The sequence below is a fragment of the Alteribacillus sp. YIM 98480 genome, from assembly GCF_009765375.1.
Taxonomy (GTDB): domain Bacteria; phylum Bacillota; class Bacilli; order Bacillales; family Marinococcaceae; genus Alteribacillus.
In genome coordinates this window covers 76,432-92,686 of sequence record NZ_VTOK01000004.1, presented here as the reverse complement: position 1 = coordinate 92,686, position 16,255 = coordinate 76,432, and the positions used below count along the sequence as shown (strand labels likewise).

At 38.5% G+C, this 16,255-nt stretch carries 15 protein-coding genes; 4 read left to right on the top strand and 11 right to left on the bottom strand.

Going from position 1 to position 16,255, the window contains the following annotated elements; translation table 11 throughout:
* Positions 1-345: 345 nt before the first annotated feature.
* From FZF09_RS06545 to FZF09_RS06520, 6 genes are all read right to left on the bottom strand, one after another.
* Positions 346-1,725: a sulfatase family protein gene (locus tag FZF09_RS06545; RefSeq protein ID WP_158735784.1), complete on the bottom strand. Its 1,380-nt coding sequence runs from the start codon at positions 1,723-1,725 to the stop codon at positions 346-348.
* Positions 1,726-1,750: 25 nt separating this feature from the next.
* Positions 1,751-3,268, bottom strand: coding sequence for a tripartite tricarboxylate transporter permease (locus FZF09_RS06540; RefSeq protein ID WP_158735783.1), 1,518 nt, complete (start codon positions 3,266-3,268; stop codon positions 1,751-1,753).
* 23 nt (positions 3,269-3,291) lie between these two features.
* Positions 3,292-3,750 (bottom strand): tripartite tricarboxylate transporter TctB family protein, encoded by a 459-nt coding sequence (locus tag FZF09_RS06535; protein ID WP_158735782.1) that lies wholly within the window; start codon positions 3,748-3,750, stop codon positions 3,292-3,294.
* A gap of 528 nt (positions 3,751-4,278) precedes the next feature.
* Complete coding sequence (locus FZF09_RS06530; RefSeq protein WP_158735781.1) at positions 4,279-5,322, bottom strand: tripartite tricarboxylate transporter substrate binding protein; 1,044 nt, start codon at positions 5,320-5,322, stop codon at positions 4,279-4,281.
* A 132-nt stretch (positions 5,323-5,454) separates the two neighbouring features.
* Positions 5,455-6,999, bottom strand: coding sequence for a sulfatase (locus FZF09_RS06525; RefSeq protein ID WP_158735780.1), 1,545 nt, complete (start codon positions 6,997-6,999; stop codon positions 5,455-5,457).
* A 77-nt stretch (positions 7,000-7,076) separates the two neighbouring features.
* Positions 7,077-8,024: a formylglycine-generating enzyme family protein gene (locus tag FZF09_RS06520; RefSeq protein ID WP_233269422.1), complete on the bottom strand. Its 948-nt coding sequence runs from the start codon at positions 8,022-8,024 to the stop codon at positions 7,077-7,079.
* 230 nt (positions 8,025-8,254) lie between these two features.
* Between FZF09_RS06520 and FZF09_RS06515 the strand changes: the two genes are divergently transcribed.
* Both FZF09_RS06515 and FZF09_RS22990 read left to right on the top strand, forming a co-directional pair.
* Positions 8,255-9,193 carry an AraC family transcriptional regulator gene (locus tag FZF09_RS06515; RefSeq protein WP_158735779.1) on the top strand — a complete coding sequence of 313 codons (939 nt, stop codon included), beginning with the start codon at positions 8,255-8,257 and terminating at the stop codon, positions 9,191-9,193.
* Positions 9,194-9,373: 180 nt separating this feature from the next.
* Positions 9,374-9,499 carry a hypothetical protein gene (locus FZF09_RS22990; protein ID WP_255450396.1) on the top strand — a complete coding sequence of 42 codons (126 nt, stop codon included), beginning with the start codon at positions 9,374-9,376 and terminating at the stop codon, positions 9,497-9,499.
* Positions 9,500-9,631: 132 nt separating this feature from the next.
* On the opposite strand, the gene FZF09_RS06510 is transcribed toward FZF09_RS22990, so the two are convergent.
* The 5 genes from FZF09_RS06510 to FZF09_RS06490 form a co-directional block, all read right to left on the bottom strand.
* Positions 9,632-10,114, bottom strand: coding sequence for a hypothetical protein (locus FZF09_RS06510; protein ID WP_158735778.1), 483 nt, complete (start codon positions 10,112-10,114; stop codon positions 9,632-9,634).
* A 478-nt stretch (positions 10,115-10,592) separates the two neighbouring features.
* Positions 10,593-10,889 carry a hypothetical protein gene (locus FZF09_RS06505; RefSeq protein ID WP_158735777.1) on the bottom strand — a complete coding sequence of 99 codons (297 nt, stop codon included), beginning with the start codon at positions 10,887-10,889 and terminating at the stop codon, positions 10,593-10,595.
* 446 nt (positions 10,890-11,335) lie between these two features.
* Complete coding sequence (locus FZF09_RS06500) at positions 11,336-11,710, bottom strand: GlcG/HbpS family heme-binding protein (protein WP_158735776.1); 375 nt, start codon at positions 11,708-11,710, stop codon at positions 11,336-11,338.
* Positions 11,711-11,960: 250 nt separating this feature from the next.
* Complete coding sequence (locus tag FZF09_RS06495) at positions 11,961-12,761, bottom strand: SGNH/GDSL hydrolase family protein (protein ID WP_158735775.1); 801 nt, start codon at positions 12,759-12,761, stop codon at positions 11,961-11,963.
* 415 nt (positions 12,762-13,176) lie between these two features.
* Positions 13,177-14,487, bottom strand: a complete 1,311-nt coding sequence (locus FZF09_RS06490; protein WP_158735774.1) for a UDP-glucose dehydrogenase family protein — start codon at positions 14,485-14,487, stop codon at positions 13,177-13,179.
* 788 nt (positions 14,488-15,275) lie between these two features.
* Between FZF09_RS06490 and FZF09_RS06485 the strand changes: the two genes are divergently transcribed.
* Together FZF09_RS06485 and FZF09_RS06480 are read left to right on the top strand one after the other, a co-directional pair.
* Entirely contained in the window at positions 15,276-15,530 is a 255-nt protein-coding gene (locus FZF09_RS06485) for a helix-turn-helix domain-containing protein (RefSeq protein WP_158735773.1), read from the top strand.
* A gap of 77 nt (positions 15,531-15,607) precedes the next feature.
* Complete coding sequence (locus FZF09_RS06480; protein WP_158735772.1) at positions 15,608-16,144, top strand: competence protein ComK; 537 nt, start codon at positions 15,608-15,610, stop codon at positions 16,142-16,144.
* Positions 16,145-16,255: the final 111 nt, after the last annotated feature.

Genomic DNA, 16,255 nt, shown 5'->3' with positions numbered 1-16,255 from the left:
CCAGTTTGCTTTTGCCTCTGTTCAGGTTGGGGATGTGTACGCGGCGGACGCGTACAGAACAGCGGCCCCTTTTGGAGGTGTTCTTTAAGAAAGGAAGCTGGGTTAAGAAGGTACTCTCACAATGATCGTGCGAGTACGTGGAAGCCTTGTTTCCCTTAACAATGACTCAACACTTTTACTATCCTCCAGTAAATTCACAGCAGATTCTCCTTCTTATCAGCACAAATGGAACCCATCTCCATGCACACCGAAATCGTTTTCAATCCTTTTATCTTTCATACCAAAATAGGAAATCTCGTCGCAAAGATTCCGTGAAAATAATTGCCAGCTAATCTCTCTTTCCTATTACGTTGTGTTGTTAGAAATAAATTTTCGATAATCTTCTATAGAAACTCGCCGCTGTCCATTTTCTCCAGCAGAGCGAATTGGAGCCGTTTGAATAACTGGCTCTGGTTCTCCAGCTTCTACAATACGTTGTTTTAAGCATTCTCTTAATTCATTAGAAACTTCTAAATGAGATTCATAACCTATTAAATTCTCCAGCTCGTACGGATCAGCTTCTAAATCATATAAGAATTCCTCGACATAATGATCGGAGCATGCGTCTCGCCAGCCATCCTTATCTGGTGCAGTGACAGCATATTTCCACCTTTTCGTTCTAATGGCACGAGAGACTTGTGATTCACTAATTTGGATAAACACTTCCTGAGGCCATTCTTCCTTACGTCCATTTAATAGAGGCAGGATGGATCTTCCCTGCATCGTATTTGGAACCTTTATTCCTGCTGCATCCAATAGAGTCGGTGGTAGATCAATTAAACTTACTAATTCTTGAATTTGACCTCCACCAACAAACCCCGGACCAATAAATGCTGTAGGCACTCTTATCGAACTTTCATGGCATGAACGCTTGTATTCGCCATTTCGCGTTTTAAAATGATTGCCATGATCCGACGTGAAAAGTACAATAGTATTTTCATCCATTTGAAGGCTTTTCAGTGCGTCCATTAATCTTCCTAATGCTTCATCTAAGCGCTTAACCATGCCGTAGTATCCTGAAATGTGATGATGTGTTACTCCTCCTAATGCCGCTAAATCTGATGGAATCCATTCATTCATATACCGATATTTATATACATTTGGAGGCGGATAATTTTCACTATGATTTTGATGATGAGGCTCTAGAAAAGAAAGAAACATAAAAAATGGATCATCCTGATTTCTATCAATATAGCGAATGGCTTCATCTGTTAATGCGTCTACTCTATATCCAGGTAGTTTCACCGATTGGCAATCATTATCATATAGCACAGTATCATATGCATCGGAAGTAAATTCTAATGTATTAGACCCTAACCAGTAATCATACCCGCCGCGTTGGCCTTCTGGAACAGGGTCCCTTTCCGCAAGATGCCACTTACCTATATAAGCGGTTTTATAGCCGGCATCCTTAAAATAATGAGCAAGTGTGTTTGTTTGTTCAGATAATGGAATTTCATTACGATAACAACCGGTGCTTGTCGCGTATAATCCAGTCTGCATACTTGATCTCGCCGGCCCGCAAACGGGTTGACAAGTAAAAGATGAATGAACATCTGTCCCCGTTTTAGCCATTTGATCAAAATGAGGTGTTAAGTCCAATGGGTTTCCATGAATACCCGTTGTATCCCAACGTTGTTGATCAGTAAAAAAAACGATTACATTCGGTTTCTCCTTGTTCGTCATATTTACCCCCCCTTTTCTAGTAATATTACCTTTGACTTAGCTTTTGACTGCTATCACCATTCTCTTTTTTTCTAATGTTATTAATAAAAAAAGTTATAATGGTCATTAGTGTTAAAATGACAAATATGAGACTAAACGGTCTCGTAAGAAAAATAAGAAAACTTCCATCGGAAATGACCATAGCATTTCTATAGTTTTCTTCCGCTATGGGGCCAAGTATAAAACCTAATAACACAGGAATCGTCGAAAACCCTAATTTAAACAATACATAACCAAGAATCCCAATAATCATAATTAAAATGACATGAAAAGAAGAATAGTTAACTGCATACGAACCTGTTGCACTAAATACAGCGATTAATGGAATTAATAACGAGTACGGAACGACGGAAATTTTAGAAAACCATTTAACTAAATACCTTCCTTGAAGCAACATTAAAATATTGATGAGCAGCAAACCAAGCATAATAGCGTAGATGACATTAGTGTGATCTTCAAATAATGTGGGACCAGGTGTTAGACCATGTAACATTAACGAACCTAATAATATTGCGGTAACACCATCCCCTGGAATCCCTAATGTCAATAAAGGAATTAATGTCGAACCAGTAGTTGCACTATTAGCCGTTTCGGCTGCTCCAATACCTTCAAGTTCACCAGTCCCAAATTTATCTCGGTTTTTAGATCTCTTTTTCGCCTGGTCATAACTTAAAAAAGCTGCGACCCCTCCGCCAGTTCCTGGTATTGCACCAACAATGGTTCCAATAATGCTAGATCTAAAAAGTGTTTTAGAGTTCCCTTTTACCTCTTTCCATTTAATACCATCGTTATTTAATGTAATGGGTTTCGTTTTATTATTTACATCATTTGTACGGTTATTTGATTTAATTAATAGTTCTGAAATAATGAATAAACCAACTAAACCAACAAGTAATGGTATTCCTTCTAAGAGCCTAAAATCATCAAATGTAAATCGAGCAACAGCACTTTCAGAATCCATTCCAATCATTGCTATATAATATCCAATACATGCTCCGATCAGACCTTTAATTATGTTTTTTCCACTTACCCCAGCAATAACAGATAAACCAAAAATAGCTAAGGTGAAAAATTCTGCAGGCCCAAAGTTTAAAGTTAATTTTGAAATTTGTGGTGCAAATGTTAATAAAGCTAAGGCACTAATAACCCCTCCAATGACCGACCCGATGATCGCCATATCTAACGCTTTTCTAGCTTGTCCTCTTTCAGCTAATGGGTGACCATCCAGCAATGTTGCTGCTGCAGCTGGGGTTCCAGGAGTTTTGATGGTGATAGCAGTGATTGACCCTCCATAAGTACCACCACAATAAATTCCTAACAATGTTAAAATCGCCATTGTAGGGTCTAAGGCAAAAGTTATTGGAGTAAAGAGTGCAATCGCTATATCAACTGTCAATCCTGGTACGGAGCCGAAAATTATTCCTAATAATATACCAATGTTTGTGGCAATTAAAATCTCCCAAGTAAATAATTCACCTGCACCAGAAATGATGCCTTCAATCATAGTAATCACCATCTTTTCTAGAATTAAGGTAGATCTAGTTGCAACACCTGTTCAAAAATGAAATATACGAAAAGCACCACAGTAATTGTTATCAAGTAATATTTCCAATTTTTTATTTTATAGAAAGCTAAACAAGTGATACAGAGAGCTATGGAAGAAATAATAAAACCTATTTTTTCAAAAAGAAACGCATACGCCAAGAAGATTACAATCATGATGATAGCATTCATTTCTCTTCTTATAACCTCTTTTTTGGTTGTTTGAGCGCCGCTTTCTTGTTTCGTAAAAAACAACCCTTGTATAATTAACACTATACTTAGAACTAGCATGATTCCCGTTACAATTTTCGGGAAGGTTTGTGCATTTAGTTGTGGCACTCCTTCTAAAATTTGTATTTGTCTGGGTATGAGAAGCCAAATTAATAACGATAACAACAAAAAAATGAAACCACTGATTAAATTTGAATTCATCGTTAGCTTCATAATCGCGTCACTCCCATTTGTGATCTCTGTTTACTTTCTAGCCACGGTATATTATGTATAGGATTCCCCCATAGAAACGGTCCCGTCTATTTTTGCAACATAAATGGAATTTACTCAAGCCGCTGTTCACCCTGTTTGTGAGACAATTCCTATGGGGAATTTAAAAGCATCGTTGTTATTTAGTGAAAATTAATTATTCGAATTAATTTCATAACAGAAAAATCAATATGCAAATCCGAACAAAGTTAATTCCACTCCAGGCGGACGCTTTCACCCTCGGGGCACAAGCGCGACATCTACTCCAACTCCCTTTGTTCGTTCTCGTAGTGTCTTCTTTGCCGCGGGCTTGGCTTCAGCCTCCTCGGAAGAAAACCGCTTCCTGCGGGGTCTTACGCTCAAGCTTTTCCCGCAGGAGTCGCCGCCTTGCGCTCCATTTAACAAAATGAAAATTTTTATGAACGAACAAATAGATTAGTTATTGTAAAAACATTCGTCTTTTTAATTAAAACAAGCAATTATGAAATTGATTCACTCTTCAATTAATTCTAAAAATCTCTTCATGTCACTCTTTTGATTTTCGATGAACTCTGTTATCTCTTCACTATTCATAGGAGCCATAACAAAACTGTTTTCTTCAACAAATTCTTTAAATTCTTCATCTTCATAAGCTTCTATAAACTTATCATGTATGGCATCCACCACTTCATCTGGAGTGTCTTTAGCTACATTTAAAAAGTTTAACGAACGATACTCAATATCATAGCCCAATTCTGTTAATGGTGGTACAGGATCAATTCCTTCTAATTCATAAGCTTCCGGAGAAAATGAAGCAAGCGGCTGCAATTCTCCACTCTTGTAATATTCATCGGCTAGTGGCTGAATACCGACGGTAACATCAACGTGGCCACCCAACAAATTGTTGACTAAATCTTGACCACCATCCAAAACGACATTTTCTGCATCAATTCCCATTTCTTTGAATAACGCTGCTTGTATGGTGTAAGTATCTCCACCTGGTCCACTCGTACTTCCAAATTTAATGGTTTGATCTTGACCATATTCCTTTAAATCTTCCATACTTTCAATCCCTGTTTCCTCAGGGTTTGTCATCAATACAAATTGCGAGAAAATATTGCCAACAACTGGTTTAAAATCATCTTGTGAGTATTTCACTTCTTTGAACTGTGGAGTTAATGCAAAATTGGAAGCTGATGTTTTTAGAAAGGTGTGGGGATCAGGCTGTTCCACAGCAAAATTTGTAATAGCTACTTCCCCACCTGCTCCCGTTTGATTTTCTACAACGGTTGATTCATCTATGCCCTCTTCTATGACACTCATTACCTTTCTTCCAAAGACGTCTGCATTTCCACCGCTTCCCCAAGGAATGATTAATTTCATCGTATCACTTGGATAATCAGCATCATTTCCCGCATTCTCACTGGAATCACTATTTTCATTCGAATCACTATTCTCGTTGGCACTGCTTTCTTCTGAGGAATCTGAAGAACATGCAGCAAAAAGCAAAGAAGTAAGCAAAATAATGGTTAAGAATACTATCTTTTTCATATTCATTGGAAAACCCCCTATATACTTTTAATAATTTCAAGTCGAGCTGGTAGGTACAATGACTATAACCTTTCAAAACACCTCCTTGTTGAAATGAACTATTCCCAATGAAGCAGGTAACTCTTTTTTATATATAATTTAATTTTTCACATTTTTTCGATAAAGCTCACTATCAATAGGGACGGAAGGATTTTTCAAGCCTAAGCGCTCAAATTGTTCATCGGGTGCATCATACTCTATTAATGCAGCTGCTAATAAATCTACATATTTTTTTTCTGTGTTTGGATCTTTTATTGGACGTTCTTGTGAATAATCTAACTGAATATTAAATAATAGATTTTCTCCAATAAATTCACCTCGATGAGTAAAACCTAACGATTCGTCTGTAAGGGAAATAGTATAACCAGGGATTTTATAAACTGGATAATCTGTCCATTTCAAAAATCTTCCCATCTCAATATCTTTGAAATCTTTAATATATTCATCATTGTAATAATGAGTTAATGTGGTTGGCATCGATGTATAAAGATTAAGCGGGCTGTTATTTTCATTTATAGCTGCTCTAAAGTAGGTGAATTCTCCATCAGTAATATTTACATTTTTGCCAAAACACCCATAAATCGCATAATTTCTCCGTTTGCTTTCTTGTTTTTCTAACAATGGCAGCCAAGACTTTCCTTGCATGTTACTTTCAGATGGATGAACCCCAAAAAAGTCTAGTATGGTCGGCATTATATCAATATTCTGCGTTAAAGCATCGGTCCTTGTTCCTGCATTCTTTCCACCAGGCATATGAACCATAAGCGGCAAATGGGATATCTCATTGTACAACGGCATAAAGTTTTTCCCCATAAATTCATGTTCATCAAGCAAGGTTCCATGATCGGTTGTAAAAATCAACATCGTGTCTTCCCACATATTTTGTTCATCCATTTTATCCAGTAATTTCCCTATCCATTTATCCATCATTGTCACCAGTCCGGAATAACGGTTGCGAACATGTGCTAAATCTTTTTCAGAAGAAGCGTTTTTCCGGTATTTAGGCCACATGTATAGTGGACCATCATATTCATCATCATATAAATCCAAGTATTCAGAAGGTAAATCAAATGGTTCATGCGGATCAAACATCTCCACCCACAATAAATAGTCATCCGCATCTTTATTATTATCCAGCCATTGAATGGCAGATTGAATCGTTTTTGGTGATGTAAAATCTTTTTCTTCCACAAATCTACTTCTATTTAAATGATATTGTTTAGGATATCTACCGATGTATTCCGGCAGCTCTGGGTCGTTGACTTTGGATACCCAGGGGTCATGTTCTTGTCCCCTAATTAAGTCCCACGTATTAAAACTTTGGCAGTAGTTCTCTCCTCCTTTTTCAAAATAGTGATAATGATCCGTCACAATGTGTGAAAATATACCATTTTCATTTAACGTTTCAGGCAGTGTTTCATCAAAGGGTTCAATTGGCCCCCAATTTCTTTCTAAAAAATTGAGCCTGCCTGTCATCATGTCACGTCTTGCTGGCATGCACGGAAGGGAGCCTGCCCAGTGCTGATCAAATACTACCGATTTTTTTTGAAGCCTTTCTAGATTAGGAGTTTTAACGTCTGTATTACTATATGTACTTAAAAAATCTCTTCTAAGAGTATCTGTTAGAATAACAATTGCTTTCATAATTAATCTCCCTCTTAGTAGTTAGGTATTTTAACTTTTCTATTTTTGCAAAAATAATTCAACTAACAATAGTTTGCCTAAACATCGATTCCGCATCGAAAACCCATATTTCCAGCAGAACTATCTATCGTATTTTTGCTTCTTGCCGCAACGCGATAGCGGTTACAATAAGACTTATGGCAAAGGTAAGAACCACCGCGCATGACTTTCGCATTTCCCGAATGAGGTCCTTTAGGGTCTTTTGACTCTTTAGAAGGAACATTTGTAAACCAATCTAAACACCACTCCCACACATTTCCTGCTACATTGTATAAGCCATAACCATTAGGAGAATAGGCATCTACCGGAGCCGTTGAAATGTACCCATCTTTTCCTGTGTTTTTTACCGGGAATTCTCCCTGCCATATATTACATTGATGTTTCTTTTTATATGTCAGCTTATTTCCCCAGGGGTATTTCTTTTGAATAAGCCCGCCTCGTGCGGCATATTCCCATTCCGCTTCTGTAAGCAGTCTTTTTCCTGACCATTCACAATAAGCCATAGCATCATTCCATGAAACGTGAATAACAGGGTGATCCAGCCGATCCTCAATAGATGAGTTGATTCCCTCCGGCTGCTTCCATGAAGCTCCATTAACGGCATACCACCAAGGCGTTTCTCTAGGTGATCCTAGAACTTGTTGTTCCTCATTTACAAAAAGGTGAAAGACAAAGGACCATCCAAATTTTTCTGCGTCCGTTTTATACTGTGTATCTTCAATAAACTCTTTAAATTGAGCATTAGTCACTGCAAACCGATCTACAGCAAAGGGGGATATTTTTACTTTTCGAACGGGACCTTCACCGTCCGATTTAAAACCTTCCCCGTCATTTGTTCCCATTAAAAATTGCCCACCTGATAATTCTATTAAATGTTCGGTATGCATTAATGTCTGAGATTTCTTAATGGTAACCTCCTGCTTAGAACCGCTGACTGCCACTTCCACTTGATCACGATTTGCTGAACAACATGGTTTATTACCCACTTTTTCACCTCATTTCAGATTAAACCTTTTCTATCATTTAAATATAGAAGGAAATGATCACCAATTGATGTATTCGTTTTCAAAAAACCTCTCCATATTTTATAATATTACTAATCAACTATAGGTTACTTTAACTGTATCCTTATACTACTATTTAAATTCAATTTTGTAATGAGAATTTACATTTATATAATAGGACAAAACGATTATACTTTTGGAGGTGTGGAATATTGTTTCGCTTCGATAGATCAGCTATTTATTTGGACAACTTACAAACTCGGATATGGTTTATGTTTGAATGGAATAGAAAAGGAGATTGGGGTTTTAATAGAATTCAAAATCCATTTACCACGTTTTGGCTTATTCTGGATGGGGAATGGGGGGTGACGATTAATAACGTGAAATATAACCTTAAAAGGGGAGATTTCCTGGTTATTCCTCGGAACACAGAATTTATTATAGATCCGCCACATTATTCTGACCAGTATCTCTACTATCTAGCGATGGGCTGCGAATGTATGATAGGGGCTTTTGATTGGATTGATCTCTATCAAATACCGACATACACACCTCTAGAATCCAGGCCATCTTTTGAAGGCTTACTGTCGACATGGTGGTCCATGAAACGATTATGGGATTCTTTCATAGAAGACCTCGACCAAGAAATGTCAGAAAAGTTTAATTTAAAAACGTTGTCACTAAATACTCCCATTCAACTACAAACCTTGCAAACGGAAAGTTATTTTCATCTTAAAGGCACTTTCTATCTATGGATGGCCTGGGTAATGCAATCTTTACATCATCGTCTCCCAGACGGTCCTAAATTTAAAGATATAAGAGTAGAACAAGCTTGTATGTATATTCAAAAAAATTACGAAAAAAAACTTAGCCTGCAGGACATAGCACAAGTGGCACATACGAGTGAGAGTCATTTGCGCCTGCTCTTTCGACAAAATCTATTATCGTCCCCTGTCAATTACCTGCGGCAAGTTCGTTTAGACAAAGCGAAAGAATTTCTGATGATGACCTCGCATTCTATTCAGGAGATTTCACACTTTGTTGGGTTCGATGATGTGAGCTATTTTAGTCGAGTATTTCGTAAGGAGACGAATATGAGTCCCAACGAATATAGAAAACAGGGAAGAATGGGGGCAATTGGGCAACAATAGCTATTTATCTTGTTAGTTAAAAAAGAACAATCAAATAAGGTGGCCTTTTTCAAAACAAGCGAACGCCGCGCATTCCACAAGGCTTGAATAGTATTGTAATGGTTATACTACTCCGTTCCTCGAAGCTATTCTTATTAAAAAGTATACGTCAAATAATCCTCACCGTTAAAAGAGATGGGGATGATTCGACGCTTACGGACAGGACGCGGCGTTTTTGGCGACGAGTGTGACCGTAGAAATGACCACCAAATCGCGGTTTTAGCAAAAGTTCCTCTTTGTCGTTTGCGCCCGAGCGGCTGGCGCTGAAACTAGACATGAACCAAATTATATAGAACAGTTACCCACATATTCCAAATGGAAAATGAATTTGATTTATGGGATTCTTCCTTTTCAATTATTTACCACCATTGTGGATAGGTGGACCAGTCAAAGCCCGCATTACTCTAGTACTTTTTCTATCTCAACACTCATATTCCCATCGCGGTACGAAGAAAAAGGATCATCTTCTTCGATAATCCACGCTTGTCCTTCCCAGATATCTACTGTTTCCGATCGTTCAAAATTTTCCCCGTCTTGTTCCACCTGAAGTATCATTTCAAGAAAAAATGTATGCCCATCTTCGTATCTAATATTTTCAATGTCGAAACCCTTCACTTTATAATCTTGTTCCTTTATGTAGTCCACTTTCTTCATATAAAACTTTTCCGCTTCTTCTTCACTCAATGTCGTGCCGTCTGCAGGGTGGTTTTCTTCGGTATGATCATACAAATACAGTTGTTCAAACGCCTTTTCATAATCTTCATCCATAAGTGCATGATAATACGTTTTGGCAACATTTTTTGCTTTGTTTTCTTCTATGAAATTACAGCCTATTAATGGGATCGTTGACATTAACACCAACATCAGGAGCATCCTCTTCATACCTTTCCTCCTTATGAGGTTCTTTCTTTTTTTCAGAAAAAATGATTTCTCTACTGGCTGCGCTGTTTGTTTTCTTCCCTTTCTGTAAACATAGGTTCAAGTTGTGGATTTTATTCAACATCAGCTTGTATTGAGTGATCATCTTCCTCTTGTAAAACGAGAGTGAATGTACCTTTACCTGGAATAGAAAATGGAACGACCGAGTTTTCACGATTCATTTTAGAAATATTTCATGAGATCTTCTGAAGATTGCACCTTTCCCATGCCAACCCCGCCGTATTTCTCATTTAAATCATATCACACTCATTTTACGAAACGACTTTACAAGCTTACATGTTTATTTCCACAAAACTTTCTTCCATTACATAGAGGCAACTTCATTTATAGACAAGTATTCTAGCATAGCCTATGGTGAAGATGTTCCCGTTATAATATGAAATTTCGTGTCTGTTCTGAAGTATAACAAAAGAAAAAGACCTTATTTTTTAGGTCTTGAAAAGTCTCCCGAAATGCGTCTAGCAGCATCTTCTGCATTTCTATTTCTAAACTCTGCTGTGCTGCTTGGCGTCTTCACTTTTACTTTCCTGTTCACTTGATCTTTCCCCTGTTTTTTTCGGTTCTGTGCTAGTTGGAATAGTTGTTTTAACTGCTTTTCATAAATGGCTGCTGCTCTAGGCGTGGGGGATCGAAGCATTTTATTACGAAGGTACTCGGCTTTTCTTAGTTCTCTCGTGCTTAGAAAATCAGCAGCAGTAAACTTCCCCTTAGAAGCCATCTTGTATCACCTCATTAACTGCCTTTTATCCTTTTCCCTTCTGTATCCTATTCACGGCAGGAGTGAATTATTCAAACGAGATATATAGGATAAATAACGATTGGTTTATCAATAACTAAAGATTGTATTTGGTACGAAGAAAAGAGAATCTTCGGAATAACGCCTCTATTTTAGTGGTAATTGAAGCTCTTTTTTAATCTCGATGCACTCGCCATCTTTATTTTTTATCTTAATTTCATAAATAGCAGGAGTCGATTTTCCATTTATTTTCCATTACTATCCGTAATTGCTGATTTACTCGCCGTTTGCCAACAAATACTATCCGTAAACGTTCATTTACTCGCCTACAATCAACATTTACTCGCCAAACGCTGAAGAAATAGCTATTAGAAAAACTCGGCTTATCACGTCTAATGATAGTCATTTCTCGTTTCATAAACATTATATTAATCATTTTCTGCGACTTCTAATGCTGCTTGGCACACTTCCATATCTTCTGTGTAATGCCCGCCGCTAACACCAATTCCACCAATGACGTCACCGTCTATTTTAATGGGGTAACCGCCTCCAAAAATAATGAGCCTTGGGGTGTGAACCATTCCGTGAAGCAATGGTTCATCATCTTTAATGCGGTTATACCACTCATGCGTGGGACGACTAAAAGCCGCAGCGGAATACGCTTTGTCCCGAGCAATATCTTTCGTAAGTATTTGAGCTCCATCCATCCCTGCAAAGGCTTTGATGTCCCCTGCCCCATCCACAATGGAAATGCTAAATGCTTTACCAATCTCTTCCCCTTTTTCGATTACTTTTTCTAACATTTTGTTGCAAGATCTAAACTAATTTCTTTGGTTTCTATTACTTTTTTCATTTTGCATTCCACCTTTCATACAAGATTTCTTAATAATTGTTATAATTTTAAGACGTTTGATGAAAGAATAACAATTATTTCAATAATAAAAAAATTAGTTCATTTTAACGCTTCCCTTTTGAAGTGCAAAAAAAGTAAACCAGCAGGCGGGCATCACTAATTTTATGATAGTTAATGCTTACCTGCTGGTTTTCTCTACTTTACTCATCTAATGGTTGATTGGTAAAAAAGGTAAAGAGGTGGTCTGCCCAGCGTTTGTGTCCTTCTAATGTCGGTTCGGAGCCTTCGAAATAGATGTCCATCGCTTCATCGCCTGCTTCCGGCCAGCTTTCCCAATGATTGATATAGGTGACATCATTTGATGCGGTCTCATTTTGTAATTGTTCGATTCGATCTACATAATATGTGTTTTCATAAACGGGCTGCGGCGGCTGGATGTAGGTTGCCACATCTGGGTTTTCCTTTTCAACCGTCTGCACGATGTCATTCATGCTGTAAAGAGTATCATCCATACTAACAAGGCCGTCATCATTTAAAACAAGCGGCGCGAATATAAAAACATCTGGTTCCAAAGCAGCAATTTGGTTTGCTTCCTCGTTGTCGAGCACATCCAGCGAGGTTTGATCTTTAAAATCGACGACTTCCATTTTAATTTGATCGGTTTGATACTTCTCTTGCAAGTCTTTTAGAAGCAATGCGGGAAAACTTTCTTCTTCCTGGTCATTTATTACACTAGATCCGGCAACGACTATAGTCAATGGTTCGCCTTCTCCGACTGTACTGCGCATTTTTTCGGCAAATACTTCTTCTGCTCCTTCTAACGTCTCGTCTAACGTTTCCTCGTTTGCAGCAACTTCTCCTTCGCTCGCTTCGTTTTGAACCGTATTAGAGGAAAGTGAGTTATTGACCGTGTCCGCAATTTTTTGATCATAATGAAATTTGCCGTATACGATTACAGTGATAAGAAGAAATACAATAAGTCCATAGAAAAAACCTTTCACTTCTAACGCTCCTTTAAATCCCTGTTCTATTCTATATCCTTTCGTTAATCAAACGTTTGATTAATAGACTCATGGACATTATACAGGATTTCAAAAGCTGTAACACGGCCTCACTGAAACTACCTTATTTTAGAAAATAGGTTGGAACCATACAGAATCAATTGCCTAATAGAGGGTTCAGTCTAAGAGGAAGTTTAAATGAAGAAGGGTGGATAAAAACGGGTGTTCTATGAGAAGGAGCAATATATCCTTTCCGCTTATGCTCAGTTCTTAGAATAGGAGGAGACTTTCCTTACAATGAGATTTCATTTTGCTAGTGCTCTATTGTTAGACTTCTTTCCCTCCCAGCCAGCAGGAGTGTTGGCTCTTGCTGGCTGGGAGAGAAGGGAGCGGACAAATCCTATTGGATTTATCCTCATACCTTCTCCTGCACGACTGCTGCTCGTCCAATCGAATAATATTCCAAACCAGCATCCTTTGCCTCCGTGAGTTCAAAACAATTCCGGCCGTCAAAGAGAATCGGTTCGTTCATCATGTTGGGAAAGACAGACAAATCCAGCCCCTTTACTTGGTCCCATTCGGTTAATAAAAATGCAGCATCTGCTCGTGTGAGAGCTTCTTCTGGAGTATCCATATATTCAACAGCTTCGGGGAGAATGCTCTTTGCGTTGTCTACCGCAATAGGATCATAGGCAGCAACTTTTGCACCTGCTAGAATGAGTTGTTCGATAACCTTGATAGAAGCCGCTTCGCGCATGTCGTCGGTGTTTGGTTTGAAAGCAAGGCCTAAGACGGCGAATTTCTTACCTTTTAAGCTACCAAACCGTTCTTTCGCTTGCTCAACAAGTTTTAACTGCTGGCGTTCGTTTACGATAACAACTTCTTCTAACATGCCAAAATCATGACCGGCGTTGTATGCAATGTTGGTAAGAGCTTTCGTATCTTTTGGAAAACAAGAGCCGCCATATCCGATACCAGCATTTAAAAAGGCGCGGCCGATGCGGTGATCCATCCCCATTCCTTCAGCAACATCCTCTACATTAGCACCAAGCTTTTCACACAGATTGGCAATTTCATTAATATAACTGATCTTTGTCGCTAAAAAAGCATTGGCCGCATATTTAATCATTTCAGCACTACGCACATCAGTTCTGTAAACCGGTAAACCGAACGGGCGTTGAATAGCTTCAATTAGATCTCCGGCTTTCTCATTATCTGCCCCGATAATAATGCGGTCCCCTTCAAACGCATCTTTTACCGCAGAGCCTTCCCGCAAATACTCAGGATTAGAAACCGTATGAACAGACACATCGGTTAAGCTGCTTACTAGTTCTTGCAGCCAGTCATTAGTGCCGATCGGAACGGTGCTTTTCGTAACAATCACCGTTTCGTTTTCGATCACATCAGCAAGCTCCCGCGCAACCGCTTCAACAAAGCGAAGGTCCGCGGTACCGTCTTCTTTCTGCGGGGTACCAACAGCAATATATACAGCATCCGTATCGCGGCAGCCTTCTTCATAGCTGGTTGTAAAAAATAAACGCCCGCCTTCTATGTTCTTTGTAAGAAGTTCTTCAAGGCCGGGTTCATATATAGGAGAAATCCCTTTTCGTAAGTTCTCTACTTTCGTTTCATCAATATCAATACAAGTGACGGTGTGGCCAACTTCAGACAAAGCCACACCAGTCACGAGCCCAACATAACCGGTACCTATAACGGTAATGTTCATGGTTTATCCCCTCCTTAACCTTTCACAAGCTGCTCATCCAGCAGCACTTATTGCAGTATGACAATTTCTTCCTCTATTGTTAATATCGGCCATTCTTTTAAAATGTGAAAAATAGCTACAATACATATATGCGCCGAACATTATATTTTCAGGGTTCTCCCTCCGTTTTTGTGAAGTTTTTTCGAGAAACTATCTTTATAACACCATCATAATTGAAGGGTGAACTTTTATACCGGTATTATTGCGTACCTGGTTTCCGGTTTATATGAAAAAATAGGCAAAGACTTAGCAGGACTGCCGGGGCATCTCACGCATAATTTTATCAGTAACTTCTAACTTTTTTCATCCATATACGAATCGGCGGGAAAAGGCCAGATTCGGTTCGTAAAAATCTTTATTACTTCACTGTTCGGTTGCCAAATACAATACTTCACCTAACATAGACCTTTCTCTTTCAAAATACTACGGTAAAGATCCCCAACATTCCTTGACGAGTTTGATACGTTTACGTATAAGAAATTTCGTGTCTGTTCTATAACGATATAAGCAAGCATCCCATAATCCCCATCTCTTTTAAAGGCAGGAATTATTTGACGCTTACCAATCTTTCGAAATCAGGGTCTTCTACAGATAAGCCTTACGAGAAATAGTCATTTCCCTTCCTACCCCCCCACAAAAACACGGAAAAATTTTTGTCGTTTTTACATTTATTACCAAAAAGTTACCTCAAGGGCGTGTTCACTCTTTTTCCATTCCTAAATAATGGAGGAAAAAGGATGTGGACAGTTGTGAAAGATTATGTATTCGCTGAAGCCTTAGGCAGGTTTTTAAGATTAAAAAGACTAGAACAAGATAAAACATTAGAAAAAATAGCATCCATCGCACATATTAATGACAAAAATTTAGGAAGAATTGAGCGGGGTGAAAAAATACCAAAGGCTCATACCCTTTTTCGAATTTTTATCGCATTGAACCTTACGAAACATACATTTGATGACATTTTAGAGCTATACGAGTTTCTTAAAAACGAAAAAGACATGTAACCCCTATTTATCCCCCTCTTCCCTCCCCCTATTACATTCACTTGATTGAATGAACCCCAAAAAGGAGTGTTTGATGAATGAGTGTTTTGTCTAAGAATAAAAAAGTGGTGGATTATTACGAAATAAACCCGAGCACGATGGCTCTGCTATCTGTAGCTAACATCGACTACGATGTCAATGTTTTAGAACAGCAGCAAGAGTTTTTCGTTCGGAAGAGACCGATTCATTTGATTCAGTCCGCTTGTTTAGATGGTGGTTCAACCTATGAAGGAAGGCGACTGGCCGTTATACATCAAACAGGGTCCAAACAGAAAGTTCCGATTCCGGTGGACCCGCTTCATCATATCTTCGCCTTCCCAACCCTTTCCCCAAGAACCTACGAATGCAAATGGATCTTCTATCACCACGTCCATTCCATCCAAGCCCACCGCTCTCCAGAAGAACCTTCCATTCAATCGATCATCACCTTTAAAAACGGCCACCAACTTCCCATGAATGAAACAACGTACATATTAGAAAAACAAATGCAGCGGACCGCCATGTGTATTCTGCGTTTTACAAATCCATTGCAGGAATCGCAACTTTTGCATAAAAAAGGAGCAGGTACTTCCTAAGAGCTTATTTGCATCCCTTCGTTCCTGGGTTTGCAGTACGCTTAGGAATCCTAAATATAGACTTTTTAGTCTGCCATAAACACCTTATTTCCAAATGTGAACAAATAATGT